The 19207-nt window shown below is 67.5% G+C and carries 17 protein-coding genes; 13 read left to right on the top strand and 4 right to left on the bottom strand.

What is annotated here, in order from left to right; all coding sequences use genetic code 11:
- Window positions 1-26: 26 nt before the first annotated feature.
- The 11 genes from ASD34_RS00845 (at window position 27) to ASD34_RS00795 (ending at window position 10787) form a co-directional block, all read left to right on the top strand.
- Window positions 27-1346: an aromatic ring-hydroxylating dioxygenase subunit alpha gene (locus tag ASD34_RS00845; protein ID WP_056571802.1), complete on the top strand. Its 1320-nt coding sequence runs from the start codon at window positions 27-29 to the stop codon at window positions 1344-1346.
- Window positions 1343-1807 carry an aromatic-ring-hydroxylating dioxygenase subunit beta gene (locus tag ASD34_RS00840; protein WP_056571799.1) on the top strand — a complete coding sequence of 155 codons (465 nt, stop codon included), beginning with the start codon at window positions 1343-1345 and terminating at the stop codon, window positions 1805-1807. The genes ASD34_RS00845 and ASD34_RS00840 overlap by 4 nt, the downstream gene beginning before the upstream one ends.
- Window positions 1808-1846: 39 nt before the next feature.
- The gene (locus ASD34_RS00835) at window positions 1847-3010 is read left to right on the top strand and encodes an ABC transporter substrate-binding protein (protein WP_056571796.1); all 1164 of its coding nucleotides are present in this window, start codon (window positions 1847-1849) and stop codon (window positions 3008-3010) included.
- A 61-nt stretch (window positions 3011-3071) separates the two neighbouring features.
- The gene (locus tag ASD34_RS00830) at window positions 3072-4127 is read left to right on the top strand and encodes a branched-chain amino acid ABC transporter permease (RefSeq protein WP_056571793.1); all 1056 of its coding nucleotides are present in this window, start codon (window positions 3072-3074) and stop codon (window positions 4125-4127) included.
- Entirely contained in the window at window positions 4124-5911 is a 1788-nt protein-coding gene (locus ASD34_RS00825) for an ABC transporter permease subunit (RefSeq protein ID WP_056571790.1), read from the top strand. The genes ASD34_RS00830 and ASD34_RS00825 overlap by 4 nt, the downstream gene beginning before the upstream one ends.
- Window positions 5908-6639 (top strand): ABC transporter ATP-binding protein, encoded by a 732-nt coding sequence (locus ASD34_RS00820; protein WP_056571787.1) that lies wholly within the window; start codon window positions 5908-5910, stop codon window positions 6637-6639. Before ASD34_RS00825 ends, ASD34_RS00820 begins: the two co-directional genes overlap by 4 nt.
- Entirely contained in the window at window positions 6629-8224 is a 1596-nt protein-coding gene (locus ASD34_RS00815; RefSeq protein WP_056571784.1) for an ATP-dependent acyl-CoA ligase, read from the top strand. Before ASD34_RS00820 ends, ASD34_RS00815 begins: the two co-directional genes overlap by 11 nt.
- Window positions 8221-8970: an SDR family NAD(P)-dependent oxidoreductase gene (locus ASD34_RS00810; RefSeq protein ID WP_056571781.1), complete on the top strand. Its 750-nt coding sequence runs from the start codon at window positions 8221-8223 to the stop codon at window positions 8968-8970. Before ASD34_RS00815 ends, ASD34_RS00810 begins: the two co-directional genes overlap by 4 nt.
- Before the next feature lie 52 nt (window positions 8971-9022).
- Window positions 9023-9799: an SDR family NAD(P)-dependent oxidoreductase gene (locus ASD34_RS00805; RefSeq protein WP_056571776.1), complete on the top strand. Its 777-nt coding sequence runs from the start codon at window positions 9023-9025 to the stop codon at window positions 9797-9799.
- Window positions 9796-10332, top strand: a complete 537-nt coding sequence (locus ASD34_RS00800; RefSeq protein ID WP_056571772.1) for a MarR family winged helix-turn-helix transcriptional regulator — start codon at window positions 9796-9798, stop codon at window positions 10330-10332. Before ASD34_RS00805 ends, ASD34_RS00800 begins: the two co-directional genes overlap by 4 nt.
- Window positions 10329-10787: an acyl-CoA thioesterase gene (locus tag ASD34_RS00795; protein ID WP_056571769.1), complete on the top strand. Its 459-nt coding sequence runs from the start codon at window positions 10329-10331 to the stop codon at window positions 10785-10787. The genes ASD34_RS00800 and ASD34_RS00795 overlap by 4 nt, the downstream gene beginning before the upstream one ends.
- Before the next feature lie 6 nt (window positions 10788-10793).
- On the opposite strand, the gene ASD34_RS00790 is transcribed toward ASD34_RS00795, so the two are convergent.
- The 3 genes from ASD34_RS00790 to ASD34_RS00785 form a co-directional block, all read right to left on the bottom strand.
- Window positions 10794-11213 carry a transcriptional regulator gene (locus ASD34_RS00790; RefSeq protein WP_056571766.1) on the bottom strand — a complete coding sequence of 140 codons (420 nt, stop codon included), beginning with the start codon at window positions 11211-11213 and terminating at the stop codon, window positions 10794-10796.
- Between the two features lie 90 nt (window positions 11214-11303).
- The gene (locus tag ASD34_RS27350; RefSeq protein ID WP_157609600.1) at window positions 11304-11546 is read right to left on the bottom strand and encodes a hypothetical protein; all 243 of its coding nucleotides are present in this window, start codon (window positions 11544-11546) and stop codon (window positions 11304-11306) included.
- A gap of 397 nt (window positions 11547-11943) precedes the next feature.
- Window positions 11944-12939, bottom strand: a complete 996-nt coding sequence (locus tag ASD34_RS00785) for a LysR family transcriptional regulator (RefSeq protein ID WP_056571763.1) — start codon at window positions 12937-12939, stop codon at window positions 11944-11946.
- Window positions 12940-13402: 463 nt separating this feature from the next.
- Between ASD34_RS00785 and ASD34_RS00780 the strand changes: the two genes are divergently transcribed.
- Window positions 13403-14617: a fumarylacetoacetate hydrolase family protein gene (locus ASD34_RS00780; RefSeq protein ID WP_056571760.1), complete on the top strand. Its 1215-nt coding sequence runs from the start codon at window positions 13403-13405 to the stop codon at window positions 14615-14617.
- Between the two features lie 125 nt (window positions 14618-14742).
- Window positions 14743-17604, top strand: a complete 2862-nt coding sequence (locus tag ASD34_RS00775) for an endo-1,4-beta-xylanase (RefSeq protein WP_200937487.1) — start codon at window positions 14743-14745, stop codon at window positions 17602-17604.
- A 255-nt stretch (window positions 17605-17859) separates the two neighbouring features.
- Here ASD34_RS00775 and rrtA read toward each other — a convergent pair whose 3' ends face one another.
- Window positions 17860-18486 (bottom strand): rhombosortase, encoded by a 627-nt coding sequence (gene rrtA, locus ASD34_RS00770; RefSeq protein ID WP_082548452.1) that lies wholly within the window; start codon window positions 18484-18486, stop codon window positions 17860-17862.
- Window positions 18487-19207 lie beyond the last annotated feature (721 nt).

Below are 19207 nucleotides of genomic sequence, written 5' to 3'. Positions count from 1 at the left end.
CCTCGGTTCAACCGAAGCCCTCCGCCATGACTGCCTACCGCAACCGCCCCGATCTCGTCGCGGCGCTGGTCCGCGACGACCGGGTGCACCGCGACCTGTACCTCAGCGACGAGCTGTTCGCGCTGGAGCAGGAGCGCCTGTTCGCCCGCACCTGGGTCTTCCTGGGCCACGCGAGCCAGGTGCCGGCGGCGGGCGACTTCGTCACGCAGGAGATCGCGGGCCGCCCGTTGCTCATGGTGCGCCAGCCCGACGGCGCGGTGCACGTCATGTACAACCGTTGCGCCCACAAGGGCACGCAGCTGGTGACCGACGAGAGCGGCAACACCGGCCGCTTCTTCCGCTGCCCGTACCACGCCTGGACCTACAAGCTCGACGGCGCACCGCTCGGGCTGCCGCTGAAGAACGGCTACGAGGGCACGCAGCTCAAGGCCTGCGAGTCGGGGCAGGGGCTGTCGGTGGTAAAGCACGTGAAGGTGTACCGCGACTTCGTGTTCGTGCGCCTGTCGGACACAGGCCCGTCGTTCGAGGACTACTTCGGCGACGTGCTCGGCGCGCTCGACAACATGGTCGACCGATCGCCCGAGGGCAAGCTCACCGTGGGCGGCGGTGTGCTGCGCAACATCGTCCATTGCAACTGGAAGATGTACCTGGAGAACATCAACGACACGGTGCATCCGATGTCGACGCACGAGTCGGCCACCAAGGCCGCCGAGGCGCTGTGGGAAGGGCACGCGCCCACCGACCCCAAGCCGATGGCGATGGAGCAGATCCTGCCCTTCGGCTCGGGCTACGAGTTCTTCGACCAGATGGGCGGGCGCGTGTTCGCCAACGGCCACAGCGTGCTGGGCGTGAACTTCAGCATCCACTCCAACTACGCGCAGCTGCCCGAGTACGAGGCCGCGATGCAGGCCGCGCACGGCGCGCAGCGCGCCGCCGACATCCTGCAGCGCTCGCCGCAGAATTCGGTGCTGTACCCGAGCCTGTCGGTCAAGGGCTCGCCGCAGGCCATCCGCGTGATCCGCCCGCTGGCGGCCAACCGTACGCTCATCGAGGCCTGGAGCTTCCGCGCGGCCGGTGCGCCCGCGCTCTTGTTCGAGCGCGCCATGAGCTACAACCGGCTCGTGTTCTCGCCCATGTCGGTGGTGGCGCACGACGACGTGCACCTGTTCGAAAGCATCCAGCAGGGCCTGCGTGCCGGCGGCAACGAGTGGATCAGCCTGCACCGCAACCACGATCCGGCCGAGACACAGCAGGCCACGGTGACCACCAACGGCACCAACGAGCTGCTCATGCGCAACCAGTTCCGCGCCTGGGCGAAGGCGATGACGGCGGAGGCGGCGGCATGAACGATCCACGCGACTTCATCGCCCACGAGGCGGCCCTGCTCGACGCGCGCCGCTTCGACGACTGGCTGGCCCTGTTCGCCGACGGCGGCCACTACTGGGTGCCGCTGCTCGGCGCGGCGCAGGCCGATCCGTTCTCGCACAACTCGCTGGCGTACGAAGACCGGCTGCTGCTGCAGCTGCGCGTGGAGCGGCTGAAGAACCCGCGCGCCCATTCGCAGCACCCGGCCAGCCACAGCCAGCACGTGCTGCAGCCGCCACGCATCGAGGAAGAGACGGGCGAGGAAGTGCGCCTGCGTACGCCGTTCCTCTACATCGAGGCGCGAGGCGACGACCAGATCCTGCTGAGCGGCACTGCACGCCACCACCTCATCCGCACACCGACGGGCTGGTCCATCCGCGAGAAGCGCATCGACCTGCTCAACGCCACGCGCGCGTTGCCCGCGATCCAGTTGTTCATCTGAGTTGCCTGTCCTTCTAACCATCCTCACTGGAGCTACGACATGAAGAACCCGATGCAGACCTTGACGCGCGGTGCCCTCGCCGCGGCGCTGACCGCCTGTGGTGTGGCGAGCGCGCTGGCGGCCGACCTCAAGGTCGGTCTCAGCGTGTCGCTGTCGGGGCCCAACTCCTCGCTGGGCGTGCCCTATGCCAAGGGCATGCAGGCCGCGCTGGCCTACAAGGGCGAGGTCAACGGCCGCAAGATCCAGCTCGTGGTGCTGGACGACGGCTCCGACCCGACCACGGCTGGGCGCAACGCGCGCAAGCTCATCGAGGACGAAAAGGTCGACGTGCTCATGGGCACCTCGGGCGTGCCGTCGGCCATCGCGATGGCGCAGGTCGGCAAGGAGGCGAAGACGCCGATGATCGGCCTCACGCCCATCCTGCTCGACCCGAGCGAGAACCCGTGGGTCATGACGGTGGCGCAGCCTACGCAGCTCATGATCGATGCGGTGGTTGAGCGCATGAAGCGCAACAACGTCAAGACCGTGGGCTACATCGGTTTCTCCGACGCCTGGGGCGACCTGGTGTACGAGGCCCTCAACAAGGCCGCGCCCGCTGCAGGCATCAAGGTGGTGAGCAACGAGCGCTATGCGCGCGGCGATTCGTCGGTGACGGGTCAGGTGCTGAAGATCGTGGCGCTGCGCCCCGACGCGGTGATGACCGGCGGTGCCGGTACGCCGGGCGCGCTGCCGTTCCTGGCGCTGCAGGAGCGCGGCTTCAAGGGCGGCGTGTATGGGCAGCACGGCCTCATCAACCCCGACTTCGTGCGCGTGGTCGGCGCGGCCGGCCAGAACGCGCTCATGCCCACGGGCCCGGTGATCGTCGCCGAGCAGCTGCCGGCCGACTACCCGACCAAGAAGATCGCGACCGACTTCCGCGCCGTGTTCCAGAAGGTCAACAACGCACCCACCAGCGACGCCTTCTCGGCCTACTCGTTCGACGGCTGGCTGGTGTTCGTCGATGCCGCCTCGCGCGCCATGAAGAAGGCCGAGCCGGGCACGCCCGACTTCCGCGTGGCACTGCGCGACGCCATCTTCAGCACCAAGGAAGTGGTCGGCACGCATGGCGTCTACACCTTCAAGCCCGGCAGCCTGTACGGCGTGGACGAGCGCGCCCGCGTGATCGTCAAGCTCGACAACGGCCAATGGAAGCTCGCCCCTTGAATCTCCTGTTTCCCTTCACGACAACGACAACGACAACGATGACTCCGACAGAGGTTTTTCTATGAACTGGGACGTGGCGCTGATCCTCGTCACCGATGGCCTGGCCAACGGTGCCGTCTATCTGCTCGCCGGCCTCGGGCTGGTGCTGATCTTCTCGGTCACGCGGGTGGTGTTCGTGCCGTTCGGCGACATCGCGGCCTTTGCCGCCCTGTCGCTGGCGGCCTTCGAGACCGGCCGCGTGCCGCCGACCATCGGCATGGTCGCGGTGCTGGCCGCGCTGGCGCTGGCCACCGAAGTCGGCAGCCTGCTGCGGCGCGGCGAGGCCGCGCGCATTCCCAAGGCGGTGCTGATGTGGGGCGTGCTGCCCGCCATTCCGTGCGTGCTCGCCTGGCTGGCGGCGAGGCCGGGCGTGCCGGTGGCTGTGCACATCGCGGTGGCCGTGCTGCTGGTGGTGCCCCTCGCGCCGCTGCTGGCGCGCGTGGTGTTCCAGCCGATCGCCGATGCCTCGGTGCTGGTGCTGCTGATCGTGTCGCTCGCGCTGCACTTCCTGCTGTCGGGCCTGGGCCTGCTGTTCTTCGGCCCTGAAGGCTCGCGCACCACGCCGCTCACGAGCGCGGTGTTCACGCTGGGCGACGGCTTCACGGTCAGCGGCCAGGTGGTGCTGATGGTGGGGGCGGCCGTGGTGCTGAGCGGGCTGTTCTTCCTGGTGTTCGAGCGCACGGTGGCCGGCAAGGCGCTGCGCGCGACGGCCGTGAACCGGGTGGGCGCGCGGCTGGTCGGCATCCGGCCGGTGCGCACGGCGCTGCTGGCCTACGGCTGCGCTTCGCTGCTGGCGGGGCTCATCGGCGTGCTGATCGCGCCGGTGACCACCATGTACTACGACTCGGGTTTCATCATCGGCCTGAAGGCCTTCGTGGCCGCGATCATCGGCGGGCTCGTGAGCTACCCGATGACGGCCATCGGCGCGCTGGCAGTCGGCGTGGTCGAGAGCTTCGCGTCGTTCTGGAGCGGTGCGCTGAAAGACGTGATCGTGTTCAGCCTCCTGATCCCGGTGCTCATGCTGCGCTCCTTCATGGCGGCCCATTCGGAAGAGGAAGAAGACGAGGTGGAGCAATGAACGGCAACCGCAAACGCATGGCCTGGATCGCGGGCGTCGTCGTCGCGCTGGCGCTGGTGCCGGCCGTGGCGGGCAGCTTCACGGTCTCGCTGCTCAACGACATCGGCATCGGCGCGCTGGTGGCGCTGGGCCTGGTGCTGCTCACCGGCGTGGGCGGCGCCACCTCGTTCGGGCAGGCGGCCTTCGTGGGCATCGCGGCCTACGCCACGGCGTGGCTCACCACGGCGCAGGGCCTGTCGCCGTGGCTCGGCCTCTTGTTCGCGCTGCTGCTTACCGGCCTGTCGGCGCTGGCCATCGGCATGCTCACCTTGCGCCTGGGCGGGCACTTCCTGCCGCTGAGCACCATCGCCTGGGGGCTGTCGATCGCGATGCTGTTCGGCAACGTCGATGCGCTCGGGCGCCACACGGGCCTGTCGAACATTCCGGCGCTGCAGATTGGCGGCTGGTCGCTGGCCGATCCGCGCGCGATGTACTACCTGATCTGGGTGGTGGTCGGGCTGGCTTGCCTGTTCAGCCACAACCTGCTGCAGTCGCGCCCCGGCCGCGCCATCCGCGGGCTGCGCGGCGGCGCCACGCTGCTGGCGAGCGTAGGGGCGGACGCATACCGCGTGCGGCTCACGTTGTTCGTCACGGCCGCGCTGTTCGCAGGGCTGGCGGGCTGGCTCTATGCGCACATGAACCGCTTCGTGAGCCCGTCGCCGTTCGATGTGCGCATGAGCATCGAGTACCTGCTGATGGCCGTAGCTGGCGGGCTCGGCCAGCTCTCGGGGGCGCTCGTGGGCGCGGCCCTGGTGCTGGTGCTGAAGAACGGCCTGCAGGATGTGCTGCCGCTGCTCACGCAGCGCGCGGGCCAGCTGGAGGCCGTGGCCTTCGCCGCGCTGTTCATCCTGCTGCTGCACTTTGCGCGCGGCGGCGTGATGGGCCTGCTGCGTCGCTGGACGCGCCGGCGCGGCGCGACGCAGGGCGCTTCGCGCTACGAAGGGGCACCGGTCGAACCGCTGGCGCACCGGCAACTGCCGGCACGCGGCACGCCGGTGCTGTCGGTCAACGGCGCCGTGAAGCGCTTCGGCGGGCTGGTGGCGGTGAACGACGTGAGCTTCGACGTCAAGGCGGGCGAGATCGTCGGCCTCATCGGGCCCAACGGCGCGGGCAAGTCGACCATGTTCAACCTGCTGACCTGCACGCTGCCGATGAGCGCGGGCCAGGTGCGTTTCCTCGAGCACGACATCGCCGGCATGCCGCAGCGCGCGGTGGCGCGGCTCGGGCTGGCGCGCACCTTCCAGCACGTGAAGCTGCGCCCGCACATGAGCCTGCTGGACAACGTGGCGCTGGGCGCGCACTCGCGCACGCGCTCGGGCATCCTGAAGGCGGGCCTGCGGCTCGATCGCACGGAAGAAAGCCAGATCCTGCAGGAGGCGCAACGCCAGCTCGACCGCATCGGCCTGGGCGACCGCGCGCACGAGCTCGCGGGCAGCCTGCCGCTGGGCACGCAGCGCATCCTGGAGATCGCGCGCGCGCTGGCTGCCGACCCGGTGCTGCTGGTGCTCGACGAGCCCGCGGCCGGCCTGCGCCGCAAGGAAAAGATGGCCTTGGGCGACCTGCTGCGCAAGCTGCGTGAGGAGGGCGTGACCATCCTGATCGTCGAACACGACATGGACTTCGTGATGAAACTGGTAGACCGTCTGGTGGTGATGAACTTCGGCTCCAAGCTCGTGGAGGGCGTGCCGTCGGCGGTGCGCGCCGACGAGCGCGTGCAGGCGGCGTACCTGGGGAGCGTTGTATGACCGCGATGCTGGAGATTGGCGATCTGCATGTGTCGTACGGGCAGGTCGAGGCGGTGCGCGGCGTGTCGCTCGACGTGCAGCGGGGCCAGATCATCTCGGTGATCGGCCCCAACGGCGCGGGCAAGACCACGCTGCTGGCCGCGGCCATGGGCCTGCTGCCGTGCAAGGGCACGCTGCGCTTCGAGGGCGAAGACCTGCAGGGGCTCGATGTGGAGTCGCGCGTGGAGCGCGGCCTGTGCCTCGTGCCCGAGCGGCGCGAGCTGTTCGGCGAACTCACCGTGCTCGACAACCTGCAGCTCGGCGCCTACGCCAAGCGGCTGCGCGGCGACGCGATGAAGAAGCAGCTGCAATCGGTGTACGACCGCTTTCCGCGCCTGGCCGAGCGCCGCGCGCAGCGCGCCGACACGCTCTCGGGCGGCGAGCGGCAGATGCTGGCGGTGGGCCGCGCGCTCATGTCGGCGCCGCGCCTGCTGATGCTCGACGAGCCCAGCCTGGGCCTGGCGCCGCTGATCGTGCGCGACATCCTCACCATCGTGCGCAAGCTGCGCGACGACGGCGTGTCGATCCTGCTGGTGGAGCAGAACGCGCGCGCCGCGCTCGAAAGCTCCGACGAAGGCTATGTGCTGGAGACCGGCGAGATTGCGCTCTCGGGCGCCTCGGCCGAACTGGCCAGTGACCCGCGCGTGCAGGCCACCTACCTCGGCGGAGGCACGCACGATGACGAGTGACCCGCGCGCGGTGCCGCCGGCGCAGCGCACGCTGCCCGCCATGCTGCAGCGGCAAGCGGCGATGTTCGGCAACCGTCCGCTGCTGCGCATCGCAGGCCGGCAATGGACGCACGCCGATGCGGCCGATGCTGCGGCCATGCGCGCCGGTGCATTGGCCCAGCATGGCGTGGCGCGCGGCGACCGCATCGCGGTGATGTGCGGCAACCGCATCGAGTTCCTCGACACCTTTCTCGGCGCGGGCTGGCTCGGCGCGTCGGTGGTGCCGGTCAACACGGCGTCGATGGGGCCGCAGATCGAATACTTCCTCGCGAACAGCGAGGCGAAGCTGCTGGTGATCGAGGCGGGCTTTCTGGAGCGGCTGGCGACGGCCGACCTGGCCCGCACGGCGCTGCGCGAGGTGTGGGTGGTGGGAGACGTTGAGGCCGAAGCCCCGTGGACGCCCCCCGCCGGCGTGCGCGTGTCGGCCTACCCGGCGGGCGCACAGGCCCTGCCGCCCGCCGCAGTGCAGCCGGGCGACCCGCTCGCCATCCTCTACACCTCGGGCACCACGGGCCCGGCCAAGGGCGTGATCTGCCCGCAGGCACAGTATTTCTGGTGGGGCGTCAACAGCGCCGAAGTGCTCGGCGTCGGCCGCGACGATGTGCTGTGCACCACGCTGCCGCTCTTTCACATCAACGCGCTCAACACCTTCGCGCAGGCCGCACTCACCGGGGCCGAAGTGGTGTTCGAGTCGCGCTTCTCCGCCTCGGGCTTCTGGCCGTCGATGCGCGCCAACGGCGCGACGGTGGTCTACCTGCTCGGCGCGATGGTGCCCATCCTGCTGGCCCAGCCCGAAGGCGAGGGCGAGCGCAACCACCGCGTGCGCACCGGCCTCGGGCCTGGCGTGCCCGCGGCGGCGGGGCAGGCCTTCCAGGCGCGCACGGGCGTGGTGCTGCTCGAAGGCTACGGTTCGACCGAGACCAACTTCGCCATCGCCACCGCGCCCGATTCGCCGCGCGGCGGCGTCATGGGCTGGCTGCGCCCCGGCTTCCAGGCCTGCGTGGCCGACGAAGACGACGTGCCGCTGCCGCCCGGCGAGGCCGGCGAACTGCTGTTGCGCGCCGACGAGCCCTATGCCTTTGCCAGCGGCTACTTCCACATGCCCGAGAAGACCGTCGAGGCCTGGCGCAACCTGTGGTTCCACACGGGCGACCGCGTGGTGCGCGATGCCGACGGCGCGTTCCGTTTCGTCGATCGCATCAAGGACGCGATCCGCCGGCGCGGCGAGAACATCTCGTCCTTCGAGGTCGAGCAGGTGCTGCTGAGCCACCCGGGCGTGGCCTCGTGCGCGGTGTACCCCGTGCGCTCCGAACTGGCCGAAGACGAGGTGATGGCCGCACTGGTGGCGCGCGAGGGCGTGGTCATCGACCCGGCCGAGCTGGCACGCTTCTGCGAAGGCCGCCTGCCGTATTTCGCGGTGCCGCGCTACATCGACCTCGTGCCCGACCTGCCGCGCACCGAGAACGGCAAGGTGCAGAAGTTCAAGCTGCGCGAGCGCGGCGTGGGGCCGCAGACCTGGGACGGTCGGCTCGCGAAGGCCGGATGACGCACACCACCGCGCTTCCGCTGGCAGGGCGCGTGGCCTTCGTGACGGGCGCCGGTCAGGGGCTGGGCGCGGCCATCGCGCGCGGGCTGGCGCAGGCCGGTGCGCGCGTGGCGGTGGCCGACATAGACGAAGCCAATGCACAGGCCGTTGCCGCCGAGGTGAACGGCCTCGCACTGCCGCTCGACGTGCGCGACGAGCAGGCCTTCAGCGACCGCTTCGCGCAGGCCGTGACGCACTTCGGCGCCGTCGACATCCTGGTCAACAACGCGGCGCGCACGCCGACCACCTCGCTGTGGGACATCACGCCCGCCGAGTGGGACGACGTGCTCGCCATCAACCTTCGCGGCAGCTTCTTCGGCTGCCGCATTGCAGGTCGTCACATGCGCGCGCGCGGCGCGGGCCGCATCGTCAACTTGGCCTCGCTGGCGGGGCAGCAGGTCAGCAGCGCCACCGGCGTGCACTACGCGGCCAGCAAGGCCGGCCTGCTGGCGCTGACGCGTGCCTTTGCGCAGGAGCTGGCGTCGCACGGCGTGACCGTGAACGCGCTGGCACCGGCCGCCATCGACAGCCCCGCGCTCGCTGCGCTGGCGCCCGAGCGGCAGCAGGCGCTGAAAGCCGGCATCCCGCTCGGCCGCTTCGGCCTCGCCGACGAGGTGGCCGCTGCCGTCGTCTACCTGGCCTCGCCGGCTGCGGCCTTCATGACCGGGGCGACGCTCGACCTCAACGGCGGCCGTTTCATGCGGTAGCACTGCGCCGGGCGCAAATGGCTAAAATGATTCAGAACTAAAACATTCAGGTATGCACACAAATTCGCTCACTGGCCGTCATGCCCTCGTCACCGGCGCCGCTCGCGGCATCGGCGCGGAGATCGCCCGCACCCTCGCCGCGCAGGGGGCCGTGCTGACCTTGCTGGGCCGCGATGCGCAAGCCCTGCAGCGCGTGGCCGAGACCCTGGCCGGCAGCGGCCACGGCGTGGTGGCGGCCGACGTGGCCGACCCGCAGGCCGTGCAGTCGGCGTTTGCGAAGGCGCGGGCCGAGCGCGGGCCGGTGACCGTGCTGGTCAACAACGCGGGCGCCGCCGAGAGCGCACCGTTCCTGAAGACCTCGGTCGAGCTGTGGCAGCGCATGCTGTCGGTCAACCTCACCGGCAGCTTTGTGTGCGCGCAGGCCGCGCTGCCCGACATGCTCGACGCCGGCTGGGGCCGCATCGTCAACATCGCCAGCACGGCGGGGCAGAAGGGCTATGCCTACGTGTCGGCCTACACCGCCGCCAAGCACGGCGTGATCGGCCTCACGCGCGCGCTGGCGCTCGAAGTGGCGCGCAAGGGCATCACCGTGAACGCCGTGTGCCCGGGCTACACCGACACCGACATCCTGCGCAACAGCGTCGCCAACGTGGTCGGCAAGACCGGCCGCAGCGAAGCCGATGCGCTGGCCGAGTTCTCCAGCGTGAATCCGCAAAAGCGCATCGTGCAGCCCGCCGAAGTGGCCGATGCCGTGCGCTGGCTGTGCGGCGAAGGCGCCGCGTCGGTCACGGGCCAGTCGATCTCCGTTTCCGGGGGAGAAGTCACATGAGCCGCAACGATGCCTCGCATGCCGTGCTGAGCGATGCCGAAGAACTCGGCCACGAAGCCCGCGCCGGCCATGAAGACCACGCCATGCTCAAGCTATGGCTGCGCATGCTCGCGAGCACCACGCAGATCGAGGCCGAGATCCGGCGCCGGCTGCGCGAGCGCTTCGGCATCTCGCTGGCGCGCTTCGACTACATGGCGCAGCTGTACCGCTACAAGGAGGGCCTGAAGATGCGCGTGCTCTCGCGCTACCTCATGGTGACCGGCGGCAACGTCACCGGCCTGACCGACGAACTCGAGCGCGAAGGCGTGGTGGCGCGCGCTCCCAGCCCCGACGACCGCCGCGCCTGGATCGTGAGCCTCACGCCCGAGGGCCGCAGCGCCTTCGAAGCCATGGCCAACGAACACGAGCAGTGGATCCTCGAGATGTTCTCGGGTCTCGACATGAAGACCGTGAAGCAGATGTACAACCAGCTCGGCCTGCTGCGCGTGCACGTGATGCGCGGCGACGGCGCGGGCGAGGAAGCGCGCGCATGAGCGGCGAGGGCGGTGGTGGTGTGGAGTTCCAGCGCCCGCGCCTGATCCGCTTTTCCGACTGCGACCCGGCGGGCATCGTCTTCTATCCGCAGTACTTCGTGATGCTCAACGGCCTGGTCGAAGACTGGGTGAGCGACGGGCTCGGTGTGGGCTACCACGCACTCATCGGCGAGCGCCGCGTCGGCCTGCCGACCGTGAAGCTCGACGCCGACTTCCGCGCCGTGAGCCGCATGGGCGACCGCGTGACGCTCGGCCTCTCGGTCGCGCAACTGGGCTCGCGCTCGATCACGCTGTCGTTGCGCTGCTTCGAGCCCACCTCGGGCGAGCTGCGCATGCAGGTGCGGCAGGTGCTGGTGACGACCTCGCTCGACACCCACCGCGCCATTGCCGTGCCGGACGACATGCGCGCGGCCATCCTGCGCGATGCGCCGGCGCTGGCTGCTGCCGAGGTGTGATGAAAGTCAGGGCACCGGCGCAGTGCCGTCGGCAGGCGCGAGCGCCTTCTTCTTCGCCTGCGCGTGTTTCTTCAGCCAGCCGCTGAGTTCCCGCTTTCCCTTCGCATTGGCCTGGCGCCACGCCTCGCGCGCGGCCGCCACGAAGCGCTCTTCCGTGGCATCGGGCGGCGCTTCCGAAGGCGGTGTGTTGTCTTCGTCGAGCCAGCCTGCGGCCACGTCGCAGTGCCGTTCGATCTGCCGTGCGAGCTTGTCGCCGATGGGCCGCGCACTCTTGATCTGGCTCCACATGCTCGGAGAGATTTCAAGCTTGCGTGCAAAGGCCTGGTCGAGCCCCTTGGCGGGCAGGCCCGCCGCGACGGCGTCCTCGAGAAAGCGGCGATGCAGCACAAGCGCATTGCGGCGGCGCGCGACGGTGGGATGGGGCACTGTTCAAAAACAACAACAAGACAAGAAAAGATTGTCCCGGTTGTTGACGTCGCCGTAAACACTCTTTACAGTCGCCGCCAATTCACGGCATCAGCCGTCCTTTTTTTTCAACCCCTTACAGCCGACAGCGGCAATTTTTGAGCAGGAACCATCGTGAACACCGCACTGACCCTCACCAGCATTCGACCCGTCTCGGGTCGACCGCTCGTGCGCGTCGGGTTCTGCCATGGTTTCGACATGCCGTCGCCCCAGTCGTTCTCTTCGCACCTGAACATCGCATGCGCCGCCCAAGCCGCAGCCCGTCTGCGCGTCGGTGGTCAGTTCGAGGTTCATCAGGTGCCCCCGGGTGGAGGTCGCGCGTAGGCGCGCATCTCTCAAGCTCTCTCGCAAAGAGGCCCGGACACCGCAAGGTTCCGGGCCTTTTTGTTCTTGCCGCTTTCCATTTCGGGTGTGCCTTCACCCCACCGCCAGAAATTGCCGCGTCGACGGTCTGGCGGGATGTGCATGAGTTGATCACTCCTGTGCAGCGACGTTCGACGGGGCCGCGCCCAGCGCGCGGTCCGTCGCGTGAGGACACAACCGAAATGGAAGAGGCACGCGTTTCGTACCGCTGATCGCCCGCGGTTCGATCGCGCCACTGCGAATGAGTTGGAGCGACGAGGCCGCGTCAGTCCAGCCGATGGGAATCACGCCGCCCATCAGATCCGAGAGGTCGACCTTGACCGCCTGATCAACAGCGAGAAGACGCGCGACCCCGTGGCTTGGGGCCTGGCGCCGGCGTTGCTCTGTCGGCCGATGCCGCTTCGGCCTCGTGGTCTGCGATGTTGCGAATCACGTCCATGAACGCCAGCACGGCCGTGTTGGGGGGCTTGCCTTGCAGCGTGATCAAGCCGAAATGGGGCATGCGGCTGGGGAGCTCGGCCGCGATGCGCGTCAGCAGCCCGTGCCGTACATACTTGTCCACCAGCGCGGCGGGCTGCAGCGACAGCATGGTCGTGCTCTGCATCAGCTCCAGCGCGAACAGAAACGACGGCGTCTCGACGATGCCCGAGGTGAGCGACAGGCCTGTGCTGCTGAAGATGTCGTCCGACACCTTGCGCAACGCCGTGGATGTCGGATAAAGAATCCACGGCCAGTTCGACAGTTCTCTCAGCCCGGGTGCATTCAGTCCGCGCAGCGGGTGGTGCACGCCTGCGGTGATCTGCAGCCTTTCACCGGTCAGGTTTTCGTAATGGAACTGGTCGCGCTGGGATTCGTCGGTGAAACGGCCGATCATCACGTCGATCTTGCGCTCGGCCAGCCACACGATCAGTTGGTCGCTGCTCTGTTCCAGCACCTTCACCACCAGCAGCGGCCGCAGGCGCTGTAGCTCGGCCACCGCCGCAATCAGCAGATGCGCCGCCGCACCCGAGATGGCGCCGATTGACAAGTGGCCGTGCCCCCCTTGTTTCAGGGTGCTGAACTCGTCCACGAACTTGCGGTGGCTGTCCAGTGCCGAGTGCGCATAACGCAAGGTGAACAGTCCCAGCTCATTCGGTTGCATGCCGCGCGGCAGGCGATCGAACAGGCGCGCTTCCAGCATCTCCTCGATGTCCATCAACACCTTGGTGGCCGCCGGTTGCGTGATGTACATCTGCTCGGCAGTCAGGCGCAAATTGCGCGTCTTTCCCAGGATGTCGAGGAACTGTAGATGCCGGAAACGCAGACGCGAGACTTGCGCCAGCATCAGGGGTTTACCAGCGGGTTCGCCTGAACTCATCAGCATTTGGAATGGATGCTAGCGAAAAAGTCAGTGGACCGGCAGGGGGCCGTCACCTAGCCTTCGGGTCCATCAAGCACGGCTGCGCAGAGAGCCGGCGACTCGCGGCAAGGTCATCGCACCCCGCATGTTCCATTCCGGAGACATCATGAAAATCAGATCGTTGGGTCTGGCGACTGCACTGCTGGCCGCATGGGCCGGCCCCGCCTTGCGCACGGGGCGGTGGGCTGCGCTGGCTGCACACCGGTGACGTGATCCGCGTCGACCGCAAGGCCCGCCACTGCGACGCGTGGGAGTCCGGTGAAGAGATCGCCTGCCGCCAGCACGTCTTGCCCGCGCTGCAGGTGCCGCCCAGCCCATCCCCCAGAAGTGCCGCCGCATCGCCAAACGCACGCCGCACCACCATTGATCAAGCCCCAGGGAAATCCGAATGACTGCAACAACGACGGCCATGCCGGTGCGCACCGATGGCCTGCACCGGGCGCTGCCGCAGGACGGCCTGGCCGGAACGCTCGTGGGCCGCGCCTGGCGTCCGGGCACGCTCGCCGGTCCGGCCGTGGTGGTGCTGCGCCACGATGGCGTGTTCGATCTGAGCAAGCACTTCGCCACCGTGAGCACGCTGCTGGAGACCGACCAGCCGGCGCAAGCCGTGCGTTCGGTGACCGGCGAGTTCCTGTGCAGCGTCGATGCGCTGCTCGACAACAGCAAGGCGCAAGGCCAGGACCCTGCCATTCCCTGGTTGCTGGCGCCCTGCGACCTGCAGGTCGTCAAGGCCGCTGGCGTGACCTTCGCCGCCAGCATGATCGAACGCGTGATCGAGGAGCAGGCCGGCGGCGACGCCAGTCGTGCGCTCGCGCTGCGCAGCCAGATCACGGCGCTGATCGGCACCAGCCTGTCCGACATCCGCCCCGGTTCGGCCCAGGCACTGGCGCTGAAGAACCTGCTGCAGCAGAAGAAGCTGTGGTCGCAATACCTGGAGGTCGGCATCGGGCCCGATGCCGAGGTCTTCACCAAGGCGCCGGTGCTGGCATCGGTGGGGCATGGCCAGGACATCGGCATCCGCGCCGAATCGACCTGGAACAACCCCGAGCCCGAGGTGGTGCTGGCCGTCAACAGCCGCGGTGACATCGTGGGCGCCGCGCTGGGCAACGACGTCAACCTGCGCGACATCGAAGGCCGCAGCGCGCTGCTGCTTGGCAAGGCCAAGGACAACAACGCGTCCTGCGCCATTGGCCCCTTCATCCGCCTGTTCGATGGCCACTTCGGCCTGGACGCGTTGCGCCGCGAGACCGTGCACCTGCACGTGACCGGCGACGACGGCTACACGCTGCGCGGCATCAACACCATGGCCAGCATCAGCCGCGACCCGCTCGACCTGGTGGCGCAGACGCTGGCCTGCCACCAGTATCCCGACGGCTTCATGCTGTTCCTGGGCACGCTGTTCGCGCCCACCGAAGACCGGGACGAGCCGGGCGGCGGCTTCACCCACAAGCTGGGTGACGTGGTCACCATCCACAGCCACTGGCTGGGCAGCCTGAGGAACCGGGTGACGCATTGCGAGACCGCGCCGCCCTGGCATTTCGGCCTGCGCGCCTTCATCGGCAACCTGGCCGAGCGCGGCCTGCTGCAGGGAGCGCGGCTGTGACGGCCGGGCGCCTCATGGGGACCCCGCACTCGCCGTGATGGAGGTGCTGGTGTTCGGCGATGTCCATTGAAGTCCGGAGCGCGTTCCCGCCCGGGAGTGATTCCTTTCAACCCAAGGAGACAAGCATGCATCTGACCATCGAACGTCGATCTGCGATATGCGCAAAGGTGTCTGCCGCAGAGCCACCCCACGAGATATCTCCGATCGTCGGAATCACGAGGAGGATCGGAATCATGTTCAGCAGACTGGACGTCAAGCGTCTGTTGATTGCGCTGCCCACCGGACTTGTGATCGCGAACGCCGCCCTGGCGGCCGAGCGGCCTGCGAACCCTGCCGATTGGCCGGCGCTGAAGGATGTGTACAAGAACTACTTCCTGATCGGCAGCACGAATCTCGACGCGCGCAACTTCGGCACCGACGTGGTGCCGGGTGAAAACTCGGTCGCCGCCATGACCTTGAAACACTTCAATGCGGTGACGCCCAGCAACGCGATGAAGCCGGATTTCTGGAATGGAGGGATCAGCAATCCAACCCCGAATTTCCTCACCAACTTGACCTCGGGCATCAACGCCGACATCAGCGCAGCCAATGCGCGCGGCGTCAAGGTCACCGGGCACGTGCTGCTCTGGCACAACCAGTCGGCGCAATGGCCCGCCCCCAACGTTCTGACTGCGAGTGGCGGATGGGAAACTCCGTGGGACCACGCAACGGCGAAGACGAACCTGGAGCATTACGTCCGGACCGTGGCCGGCCATTTCGATCGGGAACCCTTCAAGGCCTACGCCTGGGACGTCGTCAACGAGGCGTTCAAAGACAACCCCGACAATCCCGCCGACTGGCGGAACGCCCTGCGAACCGGCTACAGCCCCGAGGAGCGGCCGTCCCGGTGGGCCCAAGCCTATTCCAAGGGTGGAAAAAGCTGGGATTACATGTACGACGCGTTCTACTACGCACGCCAAAACACAACAGCGATCCTGAACTACAACGACTTCAACGACAACGAGCGAGCCTCCAAGGCAACCGCGATCGCTGCGATGGTCAAGGAGTTCAATGAGCGGTACGCGGCAGAATCGGCCGCAGGTAAAGGGCGGGTACTTCGAGATGCCAAGGGAAATCCCAGGCCGCTGATCGACGTCATCGGCACGCAGGGGCACTGGGACATGAGGCTCAATATGGACGCCTTCGAGAGGACCATCAAGGCCTATCTCGAAGCCGGGGTGAATGTCGATCTCACCGAGCTGGATCTCGCGCCAACCCTGGGCCTGGACAAAGGCCAGCGGATTCAGAATGGCCCTGAAATGGAGGCCCTGTTCATGGAGCAGGGCATCCAGTACGCGAAGCTTTTCAGCCTGCTCAAGGAATACGCTGCGGGCCCGGGAGGTCGTCACCCCGAGTACAAAGGGGGCGTGCACCGGGTCACATGGTGGGGGATGACGGACCCGGGCTATCACATCAACGGGTATCCATGGTCTGGGGTCGGCCGACCGAAGGAGGCGTACTGGGCCACGACGAATCCGGAGCAGTACCTCATCGATGCGGGCTTGCCGCCGAACGGCGTCACCGCGACTTTCAGCTACGGCGGCGAATCCTTCAAAGCCCGGACCTGGGGCGGCAAGAACGCTCAGGCGATGCTCGACATCAATGTGCCGGTCGAAACGAAGAACGTCGTTTTCACCGCTGCCAACGTCTCCCTGCCCTCGGGATTTGCCGTTGAGAGCATGAAGTTCAACCCGCCCGACTGCGCTGTGGTTCCCGGCAAGCCCTGCCATGTCACGGTGACCGCGAGGGGGCCCGCCCCGGCAACCGCCTATGCGGAGAACACGGCGACGTTCGTGCTGTCCTTTGGAAAGATGACTGTCGGGTGGATGGAGGCCGCCAACGCGCTGGAGGCACCCCTTTCCTACGCGGAGGTTCGCTTCAGTGACGGCGTGACCCCCTTCAAACAGTACAAGACCTCCTATGGCAGCGACGGCATGGCGAGAGCGTCCGGTGTCACGGAAATGAGGGCTGTGCCGAAACATGGTCGCAACACGCTCATCCTGTCGCCACGTGACCCGGTAGCCAACCCGTTCGGATTGCGGTTGCACAAGCATGCGGCGACGGAGAAAGCCTGGCGACCTGTCACGAGATTTGAACCCGGGAGAACGTACATGGTCGTGTCGGGGGAGACGGATCTCAATGGACAGAAGCACGCTGCTGCTTTGACCAACCGAAGCAAGCCCGCGACGGCGGCTTCGCCGGAATCGCTGTCGCGCACGCCCGTCATCGTCCGTGGCGGCATCCTTGTGCCATTGCCCAATTCGAATGCGCCCGCGAATGAACCCGCCCTGGCCCAGGACAACCTCAAGTTCGTCTTCGAAGAGGCGAAGAGTCCTGCCGCAGGACCTTACGCCGCTCAGGAAGGACACACGATGCAGAGCTTCATCCATGGCACCAATGCCTACCCGCATGTCATGTTCAGGGGCAATGGAGCGAATGGCACCGTCGTGGCGGGTCAGCATTCGCTGATCACGCGACAGACGAACGGCCAGGAGGGCTCGCAGATCGCTGAGAGAGCGCTGGATCAGGCGGTGTGGTTCAACACGCCCATCGACCCGAAGACCGGCGAGATGAAGATGTTCCTGTATACCGACAGGGACGGTGTCAAGCAACATCATGTTCTGAAGGAAGTGGTCGATGGCGAGACCCCGAACAGGGACGCCGGGAACGCCATCAGTCAGCGGCAGGCGTCTGTTGGCGGGTTCGTCGCCATGCAGGCAGAGAGCCCCAAGGAGGGGACGAGTGTCAAGCTCTACGCCTACGACATCGAGCCCTACGCGCCGGACAACGGACCGCCGCCGACGACGACGGAGCCTCCGCTGCCGCCGCCAGCGATGTCGATCGCCTTCCCGTTCAGCAGAAGCGGCGGATCGCTGGACGCGGGCGATCTTGCACTGGTGCTGGCCGGCCTCGCGGCGTTTGCGGTCGCCCGCCGCCGTCGGCCCTGAGAGCGATGTAGCCGGCACCGAAAACCGCCTGCGAAGGTCGTGATATCGCCAGCGGGCGTGAGCTTGCGCAGGAGGTTTTCCGCGCCCCGCAACGAACAGCTTCCCTTCTTGTCGAGGACGATGCCCAGCGGGAAGGCGAACGACGCAGCATGGCCGTTGCCATTGGCGGGGTCTTGAGTACCGGAGCAGCGTCTCGTGAGAGTGGGAGGAAGGCGTCGACGAGGGACGTGAAGACAGGCTCGGAGCGGCGCCAGCTCAAGCCCGCCGCAAGTGCGGCCACGCACCCTGCCAGAGGCAGAGGACCAGTGCGCACAGCGCACCGTACAGGTGGGCCTCGACCATCACCTCCCCACCGATCAGCACGCGCTGCGCGTGCGAGGGCGGATGGAACATCTGCCAGCCGATGCGTGCAACGACGGCGATCAGAACGATCCAGGCCGTGCGATCGCCGCGCAAGGCGCGCGGCATCAGCACCCAGATGAACAGCCCGTAGAGCACGCCTGAGAGGCCCGCGTAGTTCGTGGCCTGGGGCGATGCGACCACCAGCAGAATCCCCACGCCGAAGGCCAGCACAAGGATCGCGGCGGCCCAGGCGCGCCAGCTGCGGGTGCCTGCCGCGAGCGCGGCGCACAGCGCCAGCCCACCCGCGTTCATCAGGCCGTGCGCCCAGCCGAGATGCACCGCATGCGCCGAAAGCAGGCGCCAGGGCTGTCCGCCGAGCACGGCCACGCGTTCGTAGCGCAGCGCTTCGTACACCGGTTCACCGCCCGCCTGCAAGACCAGTACCAGGCAAGCCAGCGCGATGGGAACGAGCCAGTTGACGAAGGACCGCTTGGGGAGAGCGCGCATGCGGGACGCGGCCCATTCAGAGATTCGGGTCATTGCCCATGAGGGAAAGTGTGTCCGCAGCCAGCTGCGGGCGCCCAAGTGTATCCATAGGGAAGGAGATTCATGCGCTCTCACCACCGCATCGCCCGGCTCGCCGCACCGCACGCGTTCCCCCACTGCGGCAGCGCCCGCGAGGTACGCCAGTCGACGTGTTCATCATCCCGGTGATGGATGGCATTGGGCGCCAAGTCAGTCGGATCAAATACCTGACAACAGGCAGCTTGCGGCCACTGCTCAAGTTCATGTGTCACAACCTGATGTCCATCGGAACAATGGCAGGCCGCGGGTCGTGGTCCCGCTGACAACGGTTCAATTTCGCGCACAGGGAAAAAGCCCGCTGCCCGTTGGATCAACGGACAGCGGGCTTTGTCTCGTGCGGCTCGCGATGCGCGAGCGATGCGTATGTGTGGGTGACGAATGAAGGGGAGTGGCTTGCTTGTGTTCAGCGCCCCGCGCCGAAGAAGCTGTAGGCCACCGCGGTGGCTGCTGCGAGGCCCCCGATCAAGATGAAGAGCACCTTCGTCGTACGGCGAGGGCCGCGCCGTGAACGGGTCCAATGCTCCGGCCCGATGAGATCGATCGGAACCGTGGGTTTACCTATGTCGGATGCCTTTTCCATGCGAAGAAATATAGCGCAGGCGCCAAGGCAAGAAGTTACAACGGCCTTTTGGCCTGTTCGCAACGTGGCTGCTTGCCGACACCCGATAGAACCGGA

Origin of the sequence: Variovorax sp. Root473 (assembly GCF_001426505.1) — a bacterium.
Classification (GTDB): domain Bacteria; phylum Pseudomonadota; class Gammaproteobacteria; order Burkholderiales; family Burkholderiaceae_C; genus Variovorax.
This window is presented reverse-complemented; position numbering and strand designations above follow the sequence as displayed.

Bases quoted from the DNA above. Each gene is read 5' to 3' on its own strand.
- ASD34_RS00830 (WP_056571793.1), top strand. From the start codon at position 3,072: ATGAACTGGGACGTGGCGCTGATCCTCGTCACCGATGGCCTGGCCAAC.
- ASD34_RS00835 (WP_056571796.1), top strand. From the start codon at position 1,847: ATGAAGAACCCGATGCAGACCTTGACGCGCGGTGCCCTCGCCGCGGCG.
- ASD34_RS00805 (WP_056571776.1), top strand. From the start codon at position 9,023: ATGCACACAAATTCGCTCACTGGCCGTCATGCCCTCGTCACCGGCGCC.
- ASD34_RS00815 (WP_056571784.1), top strand. From the start codon at position 6,629: ATGACGAGTGACCCGCGCGCGGTGCCGCCGGCGCAGCGCACGCTGCCC.
- rrtA (WP_082548452.1), bottom strand. From the start codon at position 18,486: ATGACCCGAATCTCTGAATGGGCCGCGTCCCGCATGCGCGCTCTCCCC.
- ASD34_RS00780 (WP_056571760.1), top strand. From the start codon at position 13,403: ATGACTGCAACAACGACGGCCATGCCGGTGCGCACCGATGGCCTGCAC.
- ASD34_RS00775 (WP_200937487.1), top strand. From the start codon at position 14,743: ATGCATCTGACCATCGAACGTCGATCTGCGATATGCGCAAAGGTGTCT.
- ASD34_RS00800 (WP_056571772.1), top strand. From the start codon at position 9,796: ATGAGCCGCAACGATGCCTCGCATGCCGTGCTGAGCGATGCCGAAGAA.
- ASD34_RS00840 (WP_056571799.1), top strand. From the start codon at position 1,343: ATGAACGATCCACGCGACTTCATCGCCCACGAGGCGGCCCTGCTCGAC.
- ASD34_RS00810 (WP_056571781.1), top strand. From the start codon at position 8,221: ATGACGCACACCACCGCGCTTCCGCTGGCAGGGCGCGTGGCCTTCGTG.
- ASD34_RS00845 (WP_056571802.1), top strand. From the start codon at position 27: ATGACTGCCTACCGCAACCGCCCCGATCTCGTCGCGGCGCTGGTCCGC.
- ASD34_RS00795 (WP_056571769.1), top strand. From the start codon at position 10,329: ATGAGCGGCGAGGGCGGTGGTGGTGTGGAGTTCCAGCGCCCGCGCCTG.
- ASD34_RS00825 (WP_056571790.1), top strand. From the start codon at position 4,124: ATGAACGGCAACCGCAAACGCATGGCCTGGATCGCGGGCGTCGTCGTC.
- ASD34_RS00820 (WP_056571787.1), top strand. From the start codon at position 5,908: ATGACCGCGATGCTGGAGATTGGCGATCTGCATGTGTCGTACGGGCAG.
- ASD34_RS27350 (WP_157609600.1), bottom strand. From the start codon at position 11,546: ATGAACCTCGAACTGACCACCGACGCGCAGACGGGCTGCGGCTTGGGC.
- ASD34_RS00785 (WP_056571763.1), bottom strand. From the start codon at position 12,939: ATGCTGGCGCAAGTCTCGCGTCTGCGTTTCCGGCATCTACAGTTCCTC.